This is a genomic window from Alkalimonas delamerensis, from assembly GCF_030717955.1.
GTDB lineage: Bacteria > Pseudomonadota > Gammaproteobacteria > Enterobacterales > Alteromonadaceae > Alkalimonas > Alkalimonas delamerensis.
The window spans coordinates 1-15,372 of record NZ_JAUZVY010000009.1 but is presented as its reverse complement, the minus strand read 5'-3'; the positions used below and the strand labels follow the sequence as shown (position 1 = coordinate 15,372).

Genomic DNA, 15,372 nt, shown 5'->3' with positions numbered 1-15,372 from the left:
GTATAAACCCTTCTTAGTCAAATTGAGGGCCCGGTGTACCGGGCCTGATTTAATCGTTAATCAGCTTTACGTGCTGCAATAATTGCTTCTTTCACGTTGTTCGGTGCTTCAGCGTAGTTCAATGGTTCCATTGAATACGAAGCACGGCCCTGTGACAGAGAGCGCATATGCGTAGCGTAACCAAACATTTCAGACAGCGGTACGTTGGCATCGATAATTTTCATGCCACCAGGCGCATCTTCCATGCCATTGATCATGCCGCGGCGACGGTTTAAATCGCCAACCAGATCACCCATGAACTCTTCTGGCGTGACCACTTCTACTTTCATGATTGGCTCAAGGATAACAGGCGACGCCTGCAAAGCACCTTTTTTGAAGCCCATGGAAGCAGCAATTTTAAACGCCATTTCATTGGAGTCAACATCGTGGTAAGAACCGTCATAAACGGTGACCTTGACATCGATAACCGGATAACCTGCCAGGATGCCGTTCTTCATCTGCTCCTGAACACCCTTGTCGACCGCTGGGATGTATTCTTTTGGAATCACACCACCCACAACTTCGTTGACGAAGGTATAACCAGCGCCCTCTTCCTGAGGTTCGATGCGCAACCAACAGTGACCAAACTGACCGCGACCACCGGACTGACGAACAAACTTGCCTTCGACTTCGGTTTTGCCACGAATCGTCTCGCGGTAAGAAACCTGTGGCTTACCCACGTTGGCTTCTACTTTGAACTCACGACGCATACGGTCGACGATGATGTCCAGGTGCAATTCACCCATACCAGAGATGATGGTCTGGCCTGTCTCTTCGTCGGTGTGCACCCGGAAGGATGGATCTTCGGCCGCCAACTTGCTAAGCGCGATACCCATTTTTTCCTGGTCAGCCTTGGTTTTTGGTTCTACCGCAACCGAGATAACCGGCTCAGGGAACTCCATCCGCTCAAGGATGATCGGGTTGTCGATATCACACAGGGTATCCCCAGTGGTGGTATCTTTCAGACCGATGGCCGCAGCGATGTCGCCAGCCAAAACTTCTTTGATTTCTTCACGGCTGTTGGCGTGCATTTGCACGATACGACCAATCCGCTCTTTCTTTTGCTTGACCGAGTTGTAAACGCCGGAACCGGACTCAACCACACCGGAGTAAACACGGAAGAAGGTCAGAGTACCTACGAATGGGTCGGTGGCAATTTTGAATGCCAAAGCGGCAAAAGGCTCTTTGTCGTCAGACTTACGCACACCTTCGCTTTCGTCCGGTAAAATACCACGGATGGATTTTACTTCGGTTGGCGATGGCAGGAAGTAAATCACGTTGTCCAGCATGGCCTGAACGCCTTTGTTTTTAAAGGCAGAACCACACTGCACCAGCACCACTTCGTTGCGCAGAGTCAATTCACGCAACGCAGCACGGATTTCTTCTTCGGTGAACTCGTCACCTTCCAGATAGCGCTCCATCAGCTCTTCGTTGGCTTCAGCTGCAGCTTCCACCATGTTCTGACGCCACTCTTCGCACTCAGCAACCATGTCAGCCGGGATGTCTTCGTAGGTGAAGGTCATGCCCTGATCGGCTTCATTCCAGTTGATGGATTTCATTTTGATCAGATCAACCACACCTTTGAAGTCGTCTTCCGCGCCGATAGGCAGCTGGATAGGAACAATGGTGCTGTTCAGACGGGTACGGGCCTGCTCTACAACGCGCAGGAAGTTGGCACCGGTACGGTCCATCTTGTTGACGAAGATCATCCGCGGTACTTCGTACTTGTTGGCCTGACGCCATACAGTCTCGGTCTGAGGCTGCACGCCTGAAGAGCCACACAATACAACCACGGCACCATCCAGTACCCGCAGTGAACGTTCTACTTCGATGGTGAAGTCAACGTGTCCCGGGGTATCGATGATGTTCACACGGTGCTCTTCGAACTGTGCTTCCATACCACGCCAGAAGGTAGTAGTTGCTGCAGAGGTAATGGTAATACCACGCTCCTGCTCCTGCTCCATCCAGTCCATGGTAGCAGCGCCATCATGCACCTCACCGATCTTGTGCGACAAGCCGGTGTAGAATAATACACGCTCTGTGGTCGTGGTTTTACCCGCGTCCACGTGTGCACAGATACCAATGTTACGGTAGCGTTCTATTGGGGTTTTACGTGCCACAATACACTCCTGTTAAATTAAGATCTGCTTACCAGCGGAAGTGAGCAAACGCTTTGTTTGCTTCAGCCATACGGTGGACGTCTTCACGCTTCTTAACCGCAGAACCTTTGTTCTCAATGGCATCCAGCATTTCACCAGCCAGACGCTGGGACATCGATTTTTCACCACGTTTACGGGCCGCTTCAACCAACCAGCGCATTGCTAAGGCATTCCGACGAACCGGACGAACTTCACATGGAACCTGGTAAGTTGAACCACCTACCCGGCGTGATTTGACTTCGACCGTTGGACGAATGTTATCCAGGGCAACTTCGAACAAGTCGATGTGTTCTTTCTTCGACTTCTCAGCTGCGATTTCTAATGCGCCGTATACAATTGATTCGGCGATGGACTTTTTACCGTCGACCATCACGACATTGACAAACTTAGCCAGTAACTCACTTCCGAACTTAGGATCTGGAAGGATTTTACGTTGACCTATAACGCGTCTTCTTGGCATTCGAAACTCCGATTGCTTCAGGTGATTCCAAAACTTTAATTAAAAAGTCGTTTAGTTTGGCCTTACTAACGGAGTTCCGTTAAGATTTGGGCCGCTTGGCGCCGTATTTAGAACGGCCTTGTTTACGATCTTTAACGCCAGCACAGTCTAAAGTGCCGCGTACGGTGTGGTAACGCACACCTGGTAAGTCTTTGACCCGGCCACCACGGATCAGGACCACGCTGTGCTCCTGCAGGTTGTGACCTTCACCACCAATGTACGAGCTTACTTCGAAGCCATTGGTCAGACGAACACGGCACACTTTACGCATAGCTGAGTTCGGCTTTTTAGGTGTAGTGGTATAAACACGGGTACAAACACCACGCTTTTGTGGACAAGCTTCCAAAGCAGGAACGTTGCTTTTCGCAAGTTTTTCCTGCCGTGGCTTGCGCACGAGCTGGTTAATTGTTGCCATTAAATACTCCTGGTTAATTGATACCCAATAAACGTGAAAAATCCGCACCCCAAAAATGGGGTCGCGGAATTCTAATGGTCAAGCTTTGAGCTGTCAAGTTATCCTGCATTCTGCTGCCACTTGGACAGCAGAATTCACAACAACTTAATCCTCGTTACCTGACATATCCATATTCAGTGCATCGGTCAGGGCCTGTTCGGCCACTTCTGCACTCATGGACGGCTCTGTCGTTTCGGCCACAGCCTTCTGACGCTGACGCAGGCGGTTCTGGTGATACGCAAAACCAGTACCGGCCGGGATCAGACGTCCGACAATAACGTTTTCTTTCAGGCCGCGCAGCTGATCGATCTTGCCACCCACGGCAGCTTCGGTCAGTACCCGGGTCGTTTCCTGGAAGGAAGCGGCTGAAATAAACGAATCGGTCGACAAAGAAGCCTTGGTGATACCCAGCAGCACACGCTCGTACTGTGCCGGGATCTTACCTTCCGCTTCCAGCATGCGATTGGCAATATTCACCCGCGCCAATTCGACCTGCTCACCTTCAAGGAACTCACTGTCACCCGGGTTGGCAATCACACATTTACGCAGCATCTGACGGATGATGTTTTCAATGTGCTTGTCGTTGATCTTAACGCCTTGCAGACGATAAACCTCTTGCACCTCGTTGACGATGTAGCTGGCCACATGGTGAATACCACGCAGACGCAGAATATCGTGCGGTGATTCCGGACCTTCAGAGATGACTTCACCTTTTTCGATCCGCTCACCTTCGAACACGTTGATCTGACGCCATTTCGGAATCATTTCTTCGTGCGCATCGCCCTGCTCAGGTGTGATGATCAGACGGCGTTTGCCTTTGGTTTCCTTACCGAAGCTGATAACACCGGAGATTTCCGCCAAAATGGCTGGATCTTTCGGCTTCCGGGCTTCAAACAAGTCAGCAACCCGAGGCAGACCACCGGTGATATCGCGCGTTTTCGAGCTTTCCTGTGGAATGCGCGCCAACACATCACCTGGCTGAGCGGTCGCACCATCACGAATTTCAATGGTGGTGAAACTTGGCAGACGAATTTCCTGCAAGCCACCATCGTCGGTCGCCAGAATCAGCTTCGGCTCTTTGGCGTTGGCTTTGGTCAGGTCTTTGACCACGGTACGGGTCAGACCGGTCAGCTCGTCCTGTTGAATTTCCGTATTGGTGTCATCAACGTCACTGAAGCTTACTTTAGCACTACGCTCAACAATGATTGGGTGGGAGTGCGGATCCCAGGTTGCTACGATTTGCCCTGCTTCGGTTTTGCTGTTGTCATCAACCTGCATCACCGAGCCGTATGGCAGCTTGTAGCGCTCTTTCTCACGACCCAACTCGTCGAAAATGGTGACTTCAGCCGAGCGGGAAGTAATGACGATTTTGTCGTCAACGTTGCGGACAAACTTGGCATTGTGCAGCTTCAAGGTACCGGCGGTTTTCACCTGAACACTGCTTTCTGCAGAGGCCCGCGATGCCGCACCACCGATGTGGAAAGTACGCATCGTCAGCTGGGTACCCGGCTCACCAATGGACTGAGCAGCAATAACACCAACCGCTTCACCCTGGTTGATCAAATGACCACGCGCCAGATCTCGGCCGTAGCACTTGGCGCAGACACCGAAATCGGTGTCACAGGTGATTACCGAGCGAACATAGACTTCGTCAATCGAGTGCTTTTCCAACAAATCACAGAGCTGCTCGTCAAGCATGGTGCCATTTTCAATCAGCACGTCCTCGGTGTTCGGGATCAGCACATCGCCCAGCACAACCCGGCCCAATACCCGCTCACGCAAGCCTTCGACCACGTCACCACCTTCGATCAGCGGCTTCATCCAAATGCCTTCTTTGGTGCCACAGTCGTCTTCGGTGACTACCAGATCCTGCGCCACGTCGACCAAACGACGAGTCAGGTAACCGGAGTTCGCAGTTTTCAGTGCGGTATCGGCCAAACCTTTACGGGCACCGTGCGTAGAGATGAAGTACTGCAGTACGTTCAAGCCTTCACGGAAGTTTGCAGTAATCGGCGTCTCGATGATGGAGCCATCCGGCTTGGCCATCAGGCCCCGCATCGCAGACAGCTGGCGGATCTGAGCCGGTGAACCCCGGGCGCCAGAGTCGGCCATCATGTAGACTGAGTTAAAGGATTGCTGCTCGGTTTCGTTGCCGTCGCGGTCAATCACTTTTTCTTTCGACAAGTTGTCCATCATCGCTTTGGACAGGCCTTCGTTGGCGGTTGACCAAATGTCGATGACTTTGTTGTACTTTTCACCACCGGTGACCAGACCTTGCTGGAACTGGTCCTGGATCTCAGCCACTTCAGCTTCAGCCGCTTCGATGATGTCTTTTTTCGCATCTGGGATGACCATGTCGTCGATACCAACAGAGACGCCAGACAACATCGCATAATGGAAGCCGGTGTACATGATTTGGTCGGCCAGGATAACAGTGTCCTTCAGACCAATCTTACGGTAAGCACCGTTGAGCAAACGTGAAATTTGCTTTTTGCCCATCGCCTGATTGACTGCAGCAAACTCCAGACCTTCTGGCAGAATGGAATACAAAATGGCACGGCCCACTGTGGTGTCATGCACAGCCGTATTGCTGGTGCGATTGCCTTCTTCGTCAGAAACGATTTCAGTGATCCGCACTTTCACCTTGGCATGCAACGAAGCATGGCCGCCGCGATAGGCTTTTTCGGCTTCTTTCGGGCTTTTGAACAGCATGCCCTCGCCTTTGGCGTTAATGGCATCCCGTGTCATGTAGTACAAACCCAATACAACGTCCTGTGAAGGCACGATGATAGGCTCGCCGTTGGCAGGTGATAACACGTTGTTGGTCGACATCATCAGCGCACGCGCTTCCAGTTGAGCTTCCAGCGTCAGCGGCACGTGCACGGCCATTTGGTCACCGTCGAAGTCGGCGTTGTACGCCGCACACACCAGCGGGTGCAATTGAATGGCTTTACCTTCAATCAACACTGGCTCAAAAGCCTGGATACCCAAGCGGTGCAATGTTGGTGCACGGTTTAACAGCACCGGATGTTCACGAATCACTTCGTCCAGTACGTCCCAGACGGCGCCTTCTTCGCGCTCGACCATCTTCTTAGCCGCTTTGATGGTGGTGGCCAGGCCACGACCTTCCAGCTTGCCATAGATGAATGGCTTGAACAGCTCAAGGGCCATCTTCTTCGGCAGACCACACTGATGCAGACGCAAGGTAGGACCTACGGTAATGACCGAACGACCGGAGTAGTCGACCCGCTTACCCAGCAGGTTCTGACGGAAACGACCCTGCTTTCCTTTGATCATGTCGGCCAAAGATTTCAGCGGACGTTTGTTGGTGCCAGTGATGGCACGGCCGCGACGACCGTTGTCCAGCAGCGCATCGACCGACTCTTGCAGCATGCGTTTTTCATTGCGGACAATAATATCCGGCGCAGACAAGTCCAACAGACGCTTCAGACGGTTGTTCCGGTTGATGACGCGGCGGTACAGATCGTTCAGATCGGACGTTGCGAAACGGCCACCATCCAGCGGTACCAAAGGACGCAGATCCGGTGGCAGTACTGGCAGTACCGTCATGATCATCCACTCCGGCTTGTTGCCAGAAGTGTGGAAGGCTTCCATCAGCTTTAAACGCTTGCTGATTTTCTTGCGCTTGGTTTCTGAGTTGATGGTTGGCAACTCTTCACGCATCAGCTTGATTTCGTTAGCCAGGTCCTGATCACGCAGCAAGTCCAGAATGGCTTCTGCACCCATCTTGGCTTCGAACTCGTCGCCGTGCTCTTCCAGCACATCCAGGTACTCTTCTTCGGTCAGCATCTGACGACGCTCCAAAGAGGTCATGCCCGGCTCGGTGACCACGTAGGATTCGAAATACAACACCCGCTCGATATCGCGCAGGGTCATGTCCAGCAGCAAGCCAATCCGGCTTGGCAGGGACTTTAAGAACCAAATGTGGGCAACCGGGCTGGCCAGCTCAATGTGGCCCATGCGCTCACGGCGCACTTTGGTCAGAGTGACTTCGACGCCACACTTTTCACAGATCACACCACGATGCTTTAAGCGCTTGTATTTGCCACACAGACACTCGTAATCTTTTACCGGCCCGAAAATACGGGCACAGAACAAGCCGTCACGCTCAGGCTTAAAAGTCCGGTAGTTGATGGTTTCCGGCTTTTTCACTTCGCCGAAGGACCATGAACGGATCATATCCGGTGAGGATAAACCGATCTTGATGACATCAAACTCTTCGGTCTTCGTTTGTTGTTTCAGAAACTTTAATAAGTCTTTCACCTTAGCTCTCCTGTAAGAGGGTAAACCGATGGAGCCTGCCTGCAGGCTCCATCACGCCATGGAACGCGGGGTTTATTCCTCTTCCAATTCGATATTGATCCCGAGCGAACGGATTTCTTTCATCAGTACGTTGAACGACTCTGGCATGCCAGGCTCCATCCGGTGGTCGCCATCCACGATGTTCTTATACATCTTGGTACGGCCATTGACGTCATCCGATTTCACCGTCAGCATTTCCTGCAGGGTGTAAGCGGCACCGTAAGCTTCCAGCGCCCAGACTTCCATCTCACCGAAGCGCTGACCACCGAACTGCGCCTTACCACCCAGCGGCTGCTGGGTCACCAGGCTGTAGGAGCCGGTTGAACGGGCATGCATCTTGTCATCAACCAGGTGGTTCAGTTTCAGCATGTACATGTAACCGACGGTGACTTTACGTTCAAAGGCATTGCCGGTACGGCCATCGTACAGGTTGATCTGACCGCTGGACGGCAAGTCAGCCAGTTCCAACAGCTCTTTGATTTCAGACTCTTTGGCACCATCGAACACTGGGGTTGCAATCGGCAGACCTTTACGCAGATTGCCAGCCAAACGCAGCACTTCGTCATCACTGAAGGTAGTAATATCGACCTGCTGACGCGATTCGCCCAGGCTGTACGCCCGTTGCAGGAATTCACGCAGCTCGCCAATTTCACGCTGCTCTTGCAGCATGGTATCGATTTTCTCACCGATGCCACGTGCCGCCAGACCCAGGTGGGTTTCCAGGATCTGACCAATGTTCATCCGCGATGGTACACCCAATGGGTTCAACACGATGTCGACCGGACGGCCTTGTTCATCGTATGGCATGTCTTCGACCGGAACGATGGTTGAGATAACACCCTTGTTACCGTGACGGCCTGCCATCTTGTCACCCGGCTGAATACGACGCTTCACCGCCAGGTAAACTTTAACGATTTTCAGCACGCCAGGGGCCAAATCATCGCCCTGACTGATTTTGCGGCGTTTGACTTCGAACTTCTTGTCGTACTCGGCACGAATTTCTTCGTACTGGGCCGCCAGTTGCTCCAGGTCGCTTTGCTTCTGGTCGTCGCTGATGCTCTGATTGAACAGCGCATCGCCTTTCAAACCATCCAGCTTGGCGCGGTCAACACCGGCTGATTCCAGCAGGTTACGGGCACGGTCAAAGATACCCTGTTCCAGAATACGGAATTCTTCGTTCAGATCCTTTTTGGCCTGACGGATTTCCATGTCTTCGATTTCACGGGCACGTTGATCTTTTTCCACGCCATCGCGGGTAAAGACCTGCACGTCAATGACAGTACCATTGACCGAGTTTGGCACCCGCAAAGAAGTGTCTTTCACATCGGAAGCTTTTTCACCGAAGATAGCACGCAGCAGTTTTTCTTCCGGGGTCAGCTGGCTTTCGCCTTTTGGTGTCACCTTACCAACCAGAATATCGCCACTCTTCACTTCAGCACCGATGTAAACGATGCCGGCTTCATCCAGCTTGGACAGCGCAGACTCACCAACATTCGGGATATCAGCGGTGATTTCTTCCGGCCCAAGCTTGGTATCACGCGCGATACAGCTCAGTTCCTGAATGTGGATGGTGGTCAGACGGTCTTCTTCTACCAAACGCTCGGACAACAAGATCGAGTCTTCAAAGTTGTAACCATTCCACGGCATGAATGCCACGCGCAGGTTTTGACCCAGTGCCAATTCACCCAAATCGGTGGACGGGCCATCGGCCAGTACATCGCCACGCTCAACCGGCTCGCCCTGGCTGACGCAAGGACGCTGGTTGATACAGGTGTTCTGGTTGGAACGGGTGTACTTGGTCAGGTTGTAGATGTCGATACCGGCTTCACCGGCCACCATTTCATCTTCATGCACCTTCACCACGATACGGCTGGCATCAACGTAATCGATGGTACCGCCACGCTTAGCCACCACAGTAACACCGGAGTCTTTGGCAACCACGCGCTCGACACCAGTACCAACCAACGGCTTATCAGCACGTAAGGTAGGCACGGCCTGACGTTGCATGTTCGAGCCCATCAATGCCCGGTTGGCATCGTCGTGCTCCAGGAACGGGATCAGGGCCGCAGCCACAGAGACGATTTGCTGTGGCGCGACGTCCATGTACTGCACCTGATCAGCAGGCATCAGGGTAAATTCGTTTTTGTGACGGCAAGGGACCAGCTCTTCGACCAGACGGTTGTCGTCGCTCAGCTCGGCGTTAGCCTGAGCAATGACGAAGTTGCCTTCTTCAATCGCCGACAGGAAATCGACTTCGTCGGTGACCACACCGTTTTCAATCCGGCGGTACGGGGTTTCCAGGAAACCGTACTCGTTGGTCTGGGCAAACATCGACAAGGAGTTGATCAGACCGATGTTCGGACCTTCCGGCGTTTCGATAGGGCAAACCCGGCCGTAGTGGGTTGGGTGAACGTCACGGACTTCAAAGCCGGCACGCTCACGGGTCAGACCGCCCGGACCAAGCGCAGAAATACGACGCTTGTGGGTGACTTCCGACAACGGGTTGTTCTGATCCATAAACTGCGACAGCTGGCTGGAGCCGAAGAACTCTTTCACCGCAGCAGAAATTGGCTTGGCGTTGATCAAGTCTTGTGGCATCACAGCATCCAGATCGCCCAAGGACAGACGCTCTTTTACCGCGCGCTCAACCCGCACCAGACCAACACGGAACTGGTTCTCGGCCATTTCGCCAACAGAGCGAATACGACGGTTCCCCAGGTGATCGATGTCATCGACATCGCCTTTACCGTTACGAATATCGATCAGGACTTTCATCACCGCAAGGATATCGTCTTTGGTCAGTACACCTTCACCGGTGTTTTCATCAAAGCCAACACGACGGTTGAACTTCATCCGGCCGACGGTGGACAGATCGTAACGATCTTCAGAGAAGAACAGGTTATCAAACAGTGTTTCAGCGGCATCACGCGTTGGTGGTTCACCAGGACGCATCATGCGGTAAATTTCGACCAAGGCCTCGATCCGGTTGGAGCTTGGATCAATCCGCAGGGTTTCCGAAATGTACGGGCCCTGATCCAGGTCATTGATGTACAAGGTTTCAAAGCTGGTATAGCCGGCTTGAGACAGCTTGCTCAACAGCTCCAGGTTCAGCTCGGCATTGGCCTCGGCGATGATTTCACCTGAGCTTTCATCCACATAGTTCTTCGCCAGAACACGACCAATCAGGTATTCAGCCGGTACTTCCATCATGGTCAGGCCGGTTTTTTCCAGCTGACGGACGTGACGGGCGGTAATACGACGACCTTGCTCTACGATCACTTCACCGTCGTTATCGACGATGTCAAAGGCCGCAGTTTCACCGCGCAGGCGGCTTGGTACCACTTCCATCATGAACTTGCCGTCCTGAATATCAAAACGGGTGTTCTCAAAGAAAGTGCTTAAAATGGTTTCTGTCTCGAAGTCGAGCGCACGCAGCAAAATGGTTGCTGGTAATTTACGACGTCGGTCAATCCGGACAAAGAGGTTGTCTTTGGCGTCGAATTCGAAGTCCAGCCAGGAGCCACGGTATGGGATCACCCGGGCGTTGTACAATACCTTGCCGGAAGAATGCGTTTTGCCACGGTCATGATCAAAGAACACACCCGGGCTACGGTGCAGCTGAGAAACGATAACCCGCTCAGTACCATTAATGACAAAGGTACCGTTTTCGGTCATCAGCGGGATTTCCCCCATGTAGACTTCCTGCTCGCGGATGTCTTTGATGGTGCCTGGCGCTTCTTTGTCAAACAACACCATCCGCAATTTCACCCGCAATGGCGCCGAGTAAGTTACGCCACGGATTTGGCATTCTTTGACATCAAAAACAGGTTCCCCGATGCGGTAGCTGACGTACTGCAATTCCGCGCTGCCAGAGTAGCTTTTGATGGGAAAAACAGAGCGAAATGCCGCTTCCAGGCCATAATCACCTTCTGGATCAGGCTCGATAAATTTGTTGAACGACTCAATTTGAATCGACAACAGGTATGGCACATCCAATACTTCTGGACGTTTGCCGAAGTCCTTACGGATACGTTTCTTCTCAGAATAAGAGTAAGTCATGGGGTTCCTCAGCTTGCTGATTTTTTTCCCAACTACCCTTGCGGGCGGTTTTTATGGCAATAGCAGGTTGCCATCAGGGGTGGGGAAATCAAAGTCCCACAGCGCAAAAAGGCCGGTGATTAATTCATCACCAGCCCGGCCTGATTAACAGGCAGTAATACGGGTCTGACCCGAATTACTTAACTTCAACAGACGCACCAGCGGCTTCAAGGTCTTTCTTGAGCGCTTCGGCTTCGTCTTTAGAAACGCCTTCCTTGATTGGAGCTGGAGCGCTCTCAACCAGGTCTTTCGCTTCTTTCAGGCCCAGGCCTGTTGCGCCACGTACTGCTTTGATAACAGCAACTTTGTTCGCACCAACACCAGCCAGAACAACATTGAACTCGGTTTGCTCTTCAGCAGCACCAGCGTCGCCACCAGCGGCAACAGCCACTGCAGCAGCTGCAGATACACCGAACTTTTCTTCCATAGCGCTAACCAGCTCTACTACGTCCATGACAGACATTTCAGCGATAGCGTCTAGAATTTGGTCTTTAGTTACAGACATGACAAATTCCTACAATAAACGGCATTTAGCCTACATTAAACTCTTAATTGCACACAACGTAAATTACGCTGCCTGCTGCTCTTTTTGCTCGCGAACCGCGGCAATGGTACGTACCAATTTGCCAGCTGCTGCTTCTTTCATCGTGCTCATCAGACGTGCCAAAGCTTCCTCGTACGTAGGTAGCGTAGCTAACACATCGATACTGACGGTTTCACCGTTGAAGGCGGCACCTTTTAGCTCGAACAACTTTTCTTCTTTGGCAAAGTCTTTAAAAAGACGAGCCGCGGCACCTGGGTGCTCGGAAGAGAAAGCGATCAGCGTTGGGCCGACAAAAGTATCGCTCAGACACTCAAAATCGGTGCCTTGTACTGCACGACGGGCCAGGGTATTACGCACAACGCGCATCCAGACACCATTAGCACGAGCTTGCTTACGCAGGCTAGTGATTTTATCGACAGTGACACCACGAGCGTCAGCGACTACGGCAGAAAGAGCACCAGTTGCGGCTTGCTGGACTTCAGCAACAATTGCTTTTTTGTCATCAAGCTTAATCGCCATTGGCTCTTAACTCCTGGTTCATCCAGACAACTGTCTGGCTTTCCAACACATCACCGGCACAATGCCGGTGCGCGATTTACGGTGAGAGCCAGAAGAGTTTAAATACAATTCTGGGGCTAACACCGTCTGCGTAGGCGAATCATTAAGCAACAGCAAGCTGTTGCACCTACGGTCTCGGACGGAAGCTGCTGCTTTGCAAGCAAAATAGCAGCTTCTACCCTAAAAAACGAGCGCGAGATTATATCTCAAACCTCAGCACTCTGTAAAGCACAGTCGCTTCGACGCTTAGACCTGAGATGCCAGAGAAGCCTGGTTCAGAGCAATGCCTGCACCCATAGTCGAAGAAATCGTAACTTTCTTGATGAAAACACCTTTGGCAACCGAAGGCTTAGCACGCTTCAGTGCGACCAACAGGGCTTCCAGGTTTTCTTTCAATTTGTCTGCGTCAAAATCCACTTTACCGATGGTGGTGTGGATGATGCCGTTTTTGTCGTTACGGTAACGCACCTGACCTGCCTTGGCATTTTGCACAGCTTCAGCAACGTTTGGCGTCACAGTACCAGTTTTCGGGTTTGGCATCAGACCACGTGGGCCTAAAATTTGACCCAGAGCACCCACCACACGCATCGCGTCTGGAGAAGCAATCACCACGTCAAAGTTCATTTCGCCTTTTTTGACCTGCTCGGCCAGCTCTTCCATCCCAACGATGTCCGCACCGGCAGCTTTGGCAGCTTCGGCATTGGCACCCTGGGTGAATACAGCAACACGAACATCACGGCCAGTACCATGAGGCAGTACAGTCGCACCACGAACGTTTTGGTCGGATTTACGGGCATCAATACCCAGATTTACCGCCACATCGATGCTTTCTACGAACTTGGCAGTCGCCAGCTCTTTCAGCAGGGTCACTGCTTCCTGGAAATCGTACTCGCGGGTAGCGTCTACTTTTTCACGGATCAGTTTTGCGCGCTTAGATAATTTAGCCATGTCTTACCCCTCCACTACCAGGCCCATTGAACGAGCAGTACCAGCGATGGTACGCACGGCAGCGTCGTGATCTGCAGCAGTCAGATCCGGCTCTTTCAATTTAACGATGTCGTCGATTTGCGCCTGAGTCACCTTACCAACTTTCTTGGTATTCGGTTGACCAGAACCGCTCTTCAGACCCGCTGCTTTCAGCAACAAGAAAGATGCTGGTGGCGTTTTGGTATCGAAGGTGAAAGAACGATCGCTGTACACAGTGATCACGACAGGGATAGGCATGCCTTTTTCCATGCTATCTGTTTTGGCGTTAAAGCCTTTACAGAATTCCATGATGTTGACACCGTGTTGACCCAATGCTGGACCAACTGGCGGTGACGGGTTTGCCATACCGGCTTTAACCTGCAATTTAATTAATGCAGTGACTTTCTTTGCCATAGTACACCTCTGTTTCGGGTCTTAGCCTTGTAAATGCGAGGACATTTACTCAAACGGCTCCCCTTGGTTAAAAAGGCCGCAGATCTTAAAACAATCAGCGGCCGGAATCAATGAATAAAATTTAGGCTTTTTCGACCTGACCAAATTCCAGATCGACAGGCGTGGAGCGTCCGAAAATGAGTACAGAGACCTTGACCCGGCTCTTCTCGTAATCGACCTCTTCGACCACACCGTTGAAGTCGGCGAAAGGACCTTCGGTGACACGCACCACCTCGCCCGCTTCGAACAGCGTTTTCGGCTTAGGTTTGTCGGCGTTGTCTTCCAGACGGTTCAGTATGATGTTGGCTTCTTTTTCAGAAATAGGAGCCGGACGATCCGAGGTACCACCGATAAAGCCAAGTACCCGCGGCACGCTTTTCACCAGGTGCCAGCTTTCTTCGCACATTTCCATTTGCACCAGCACATAGCCTGGGAAAAACTTGCGCTCGGATTTGCGTTTTTGACCAGCACGCATTTCCACCACTTCCTCGGTCGGAACCAGCACATCACCAAACTTATCTTCCATCTGGTGCATTTTGATGTGCTCACGTAATGAGGTAGCTACTTTTTGCTCGAAGCCTGAAAAAGCCTGCACCACGTACCAGCGCATTTTACCTGCCATGATTAAACTCCTACCCCGGTAAAGAATGAAACAACGCGCAGCAGGATGGCATCCAGCCCCCAGAGAATCAAACCAACAATTAAGGTGGCGACCATAACGATCATGGTGGTTTGGGTGGTTTCCTGCCGGGTTGGCCAGACCACTTTACGTACTTCGGTCCGCGAGTCTTTGGCAAAAGCAACGAAGGTTTTACCTTTGGTGGTTTGAGCCGCCACCAAGCCAGCACCGGCAACCAACACCACGATGGCAATGGCACGCTCTAAGGTACCAAACTCAAAAATATAGTTGCCGACCACGATCAGTGACAGCAGAACAAAGACGACCAGCCATTTGACGGAGTCCAGACTGCTCTTAGGGGTTTCACTCGTTGCACTCATGCTTACTTTCACCTCAGCTCGGCTTCACCGATACAGATCTTCTTCAACACAGCATTGATACTGCTGTGAAAAGGTTGGCAGGGGCAGAGGGATTCGAACCCCCAACCGTCGGTTTTGGAGACCGCTGTTCTACCAATTGGAACTATGCCCCTACAATAAAACGGTTCACTGCTTTTAGCAGTACTCAAAATAGCCGCTCATTATACTGCCTTCATAGGTGAAGGCAAGCCCAACCAACGGCATTCAAAGCTTTTTCCGTCTCAGACTGAAAAAGGCCCCG

11 protein-coding genes and 1 tRNA gene are annotated in these 15,372 nt (G+C 52.0%); all 12 read right to left on the bottom strand.

Annotated features, from left to right (window positions below; translation table 11 throughout):
• Nucleotides 1-56: 56 nt before the first annotated feature.
• The 12 genes from fusA to Q3O59_RS15770 all read right to left on the bottom strand — a co-directional run bounded on the left by fusA (nt 57) and on the right by Q3O59_RS15770 (nt 15,244).
• The gene (gene fusA / locus Q3O59_RS15825; RefSeq protein ID WP_305946497.1) at nt 57-2,159 is read right to left on the bottom strand and encodes an elongation factor G; all 2,103 of its coding nucleotides are present in this window, start codon (nt 2,157-2,159) and stop codon (nt 57-59) included.
• Nucleotides 2,160-2,187: 28 nt separating this feature from the next.
• The gene (gene rpsG / locus Q3O59_RS15820) at nt 2,188-2,658 is read right to left on the bottom strand and encodes a 30S ribosomal protein S7 (protein ID WP_305946496.1); all 471 of its coding nucleotides are present in this window, start codon (nt 2,656-2,658) and stop codon (nt 2,188-2,190) included.
• 79 nt (nt 2,659-2,737) lie between these two features.
• Nucleotides 2,738-3,112, bottom strand: coding sequence for a 30S ribosomal protein S12 (rpsL, locus tag Q3O59_RS15815; RefSeq protein ID WP_091345529.1), 375 nt, complete (start codon nt 3,110-3,112; stop codon nt 2,738-2,740).
• Between the two features lie 144 nt (nt 3,113-3,256).
• Nucleotides 3,257-7,435, bottom strand: a complete 4,179-nt coding sequence (gene rpoC / locus Q3O59_RS15810) for a DNA-directed RNA polymerase subunit beta' (RefSeq protein WP_305946495.1) — start codon at nt 7,433-7,435, stop codon at nt 3,257-3,259.
• Between the two features lie 72 nt (nt 7,436-7,507).
• A complete protein-coding gene (gene rpoB / locus Q3O59_RS15805) occupies nt 7,508-11,533 on the bottom strand; it encodes a DNA-directed RNA polymerase subunit beta (protein WP_305946494.1) in 4,026 nt (1,341 codons plus the stop codon).
• Nucleotides 11,534-11,708: 175 nt separating this feature from the next.
• Nucleotides 11,709-12,077, bottom strand: a complete 369-nt coding sequence (gene rplL, locus Q3O59_RS15800) for a 50S ribosomal protein L7/L12 (protein ID WP_305946493.1) — start codon at nt 12,075-12,077, stop codon at nt 11,709-11,711.
• 63 nt (nt 12,078-12,140) lie between these two features.
• Nucleotides 12,141-12,635: a 50S ribosomal protein L10 gene (rplJ, locus tag Q3O59_RS15795; protein WP_305946492.1), complete on the bottom strand. Its 495-nt coding sequence runs from the start codon at nt 12,633-12,635 to the stop codon at nt 12,141-12,143.
• Nucleotides 12,636-12,920: 285 nt separating this feature from the next.
• Nucleotides 12,921-13,622, bottom strand: a complete 702-nt coding sequence (gene rplA / locus Q3O59_RS15790; protein WP_305946491.1) for a 50S ribosomal protein L1 — start codon at nt 13,620-13,622, stop codon at nt 12,921-12,923.
• 3 nt (nt 13,623-13,625) lie between these two features.
• The gene (rplK, locus tag Q3O59_RS15785) at nt 13,626-14,054 is read right to left on the bottom strand and encodes a 50S ribosomal protein L11 (protein WP_305946490.1); all 429 of its coding nucleotides are present in this window, start codon (nt 14,052-14,054) and stop codon (nt 13,626-13,628) included.
• Between the two features lie 121 nt (nt 14,055-14,175).
• Nucleotides 14,176-14,715, bottom strand: a complete 540-nt coding sequence (gene nusG / locus Q3O59_RS15780; RefSeq protein ID WP_228614801.1) for a transcription termination/antitermination protein NusG — start codon at nt 14,713-14,715, stop codon at nt 14,176-14,178.
• 2 nt (nt 14,716-14,717) lie between these two features.
• Entirely contained in the window at nt 14,718-15,092 is a 375-nt protein-coding gene (secE, locus tag Q3O59_RS15775) for a preprotein translocase subunit SecE (RefSeq protein WP_305946489.1), read from the bottom strand.
• A 75-nt stretch (nt 15,093-15,167) separates the two neighbouring features.
• Nucleotides 15,168-15,244: transfer RNA gene (locus Q3O59_RS15770), tRNA-Trp, on the bottom strand.
• Nucleotides 15,245-15,372 lie beyond the last annotated feature (128 nt).

Coding starts and splice junctions, on each gene's coding strand:
- rpsL (WP_091345529.1), bottom strand. CDS start 3,112: ATGGCAACAATTAACCAGCTCGTGCGCAAGCCACGGCAGGAAAAACTT.
- nusG (WP_228614801.1), bottom strand. CDS start 14,715: ATGGCAGGTAAAATGCGCTGGTACGTGGTGCAGGCTTTTTCAGGCTTC.
- rplK (WP_305946490.1), bottom strand. CDS start 14,054: ATGGCAAAGAAAGTCACTGCATTAATTAAATTGCAGGTTAAAGCCGGT.
- secE (WP_305946489.1), bottom strand. CDS start 15,092: ATGAGTGCAACGAGTGAAACCCCTAAGAGCAGTCTGGACTCCGTCAAA.
- rpsG (WP_305946496.1), bottom strand. CDS start 2,658: ATGCCAAGAAGACGCGTTATAGGTCAACGTAAAATCCTTCCAGATCCT.
- rpoB (WP_305946494.1), bottom strand. CDS start 11,533: ATGACTTACTCTTATTCTGAGAAGAAACGTATCCGTAAGGACTTCGGC.
- rplJ (WP_305946492.1), bottom strand. CDS start 12,635: ATGGCGATTAAGCTTGATGACAAAAAAGCAATTGTTGCTGAAGTCCAG.
- rplL (WP_305946493.1), bottom strand. CDS start 12,077: ATGTCTGTAACTAAAGACCAAATTCTAGACGCTATCGCTGAAATGTCT.
- rplA (WP_305946491.1), bottom strand. CDS start 13,622: ATGGCTAAATTATCTAAGCGCGCAAAACTGATCCGTGAAAAAGTAGAC.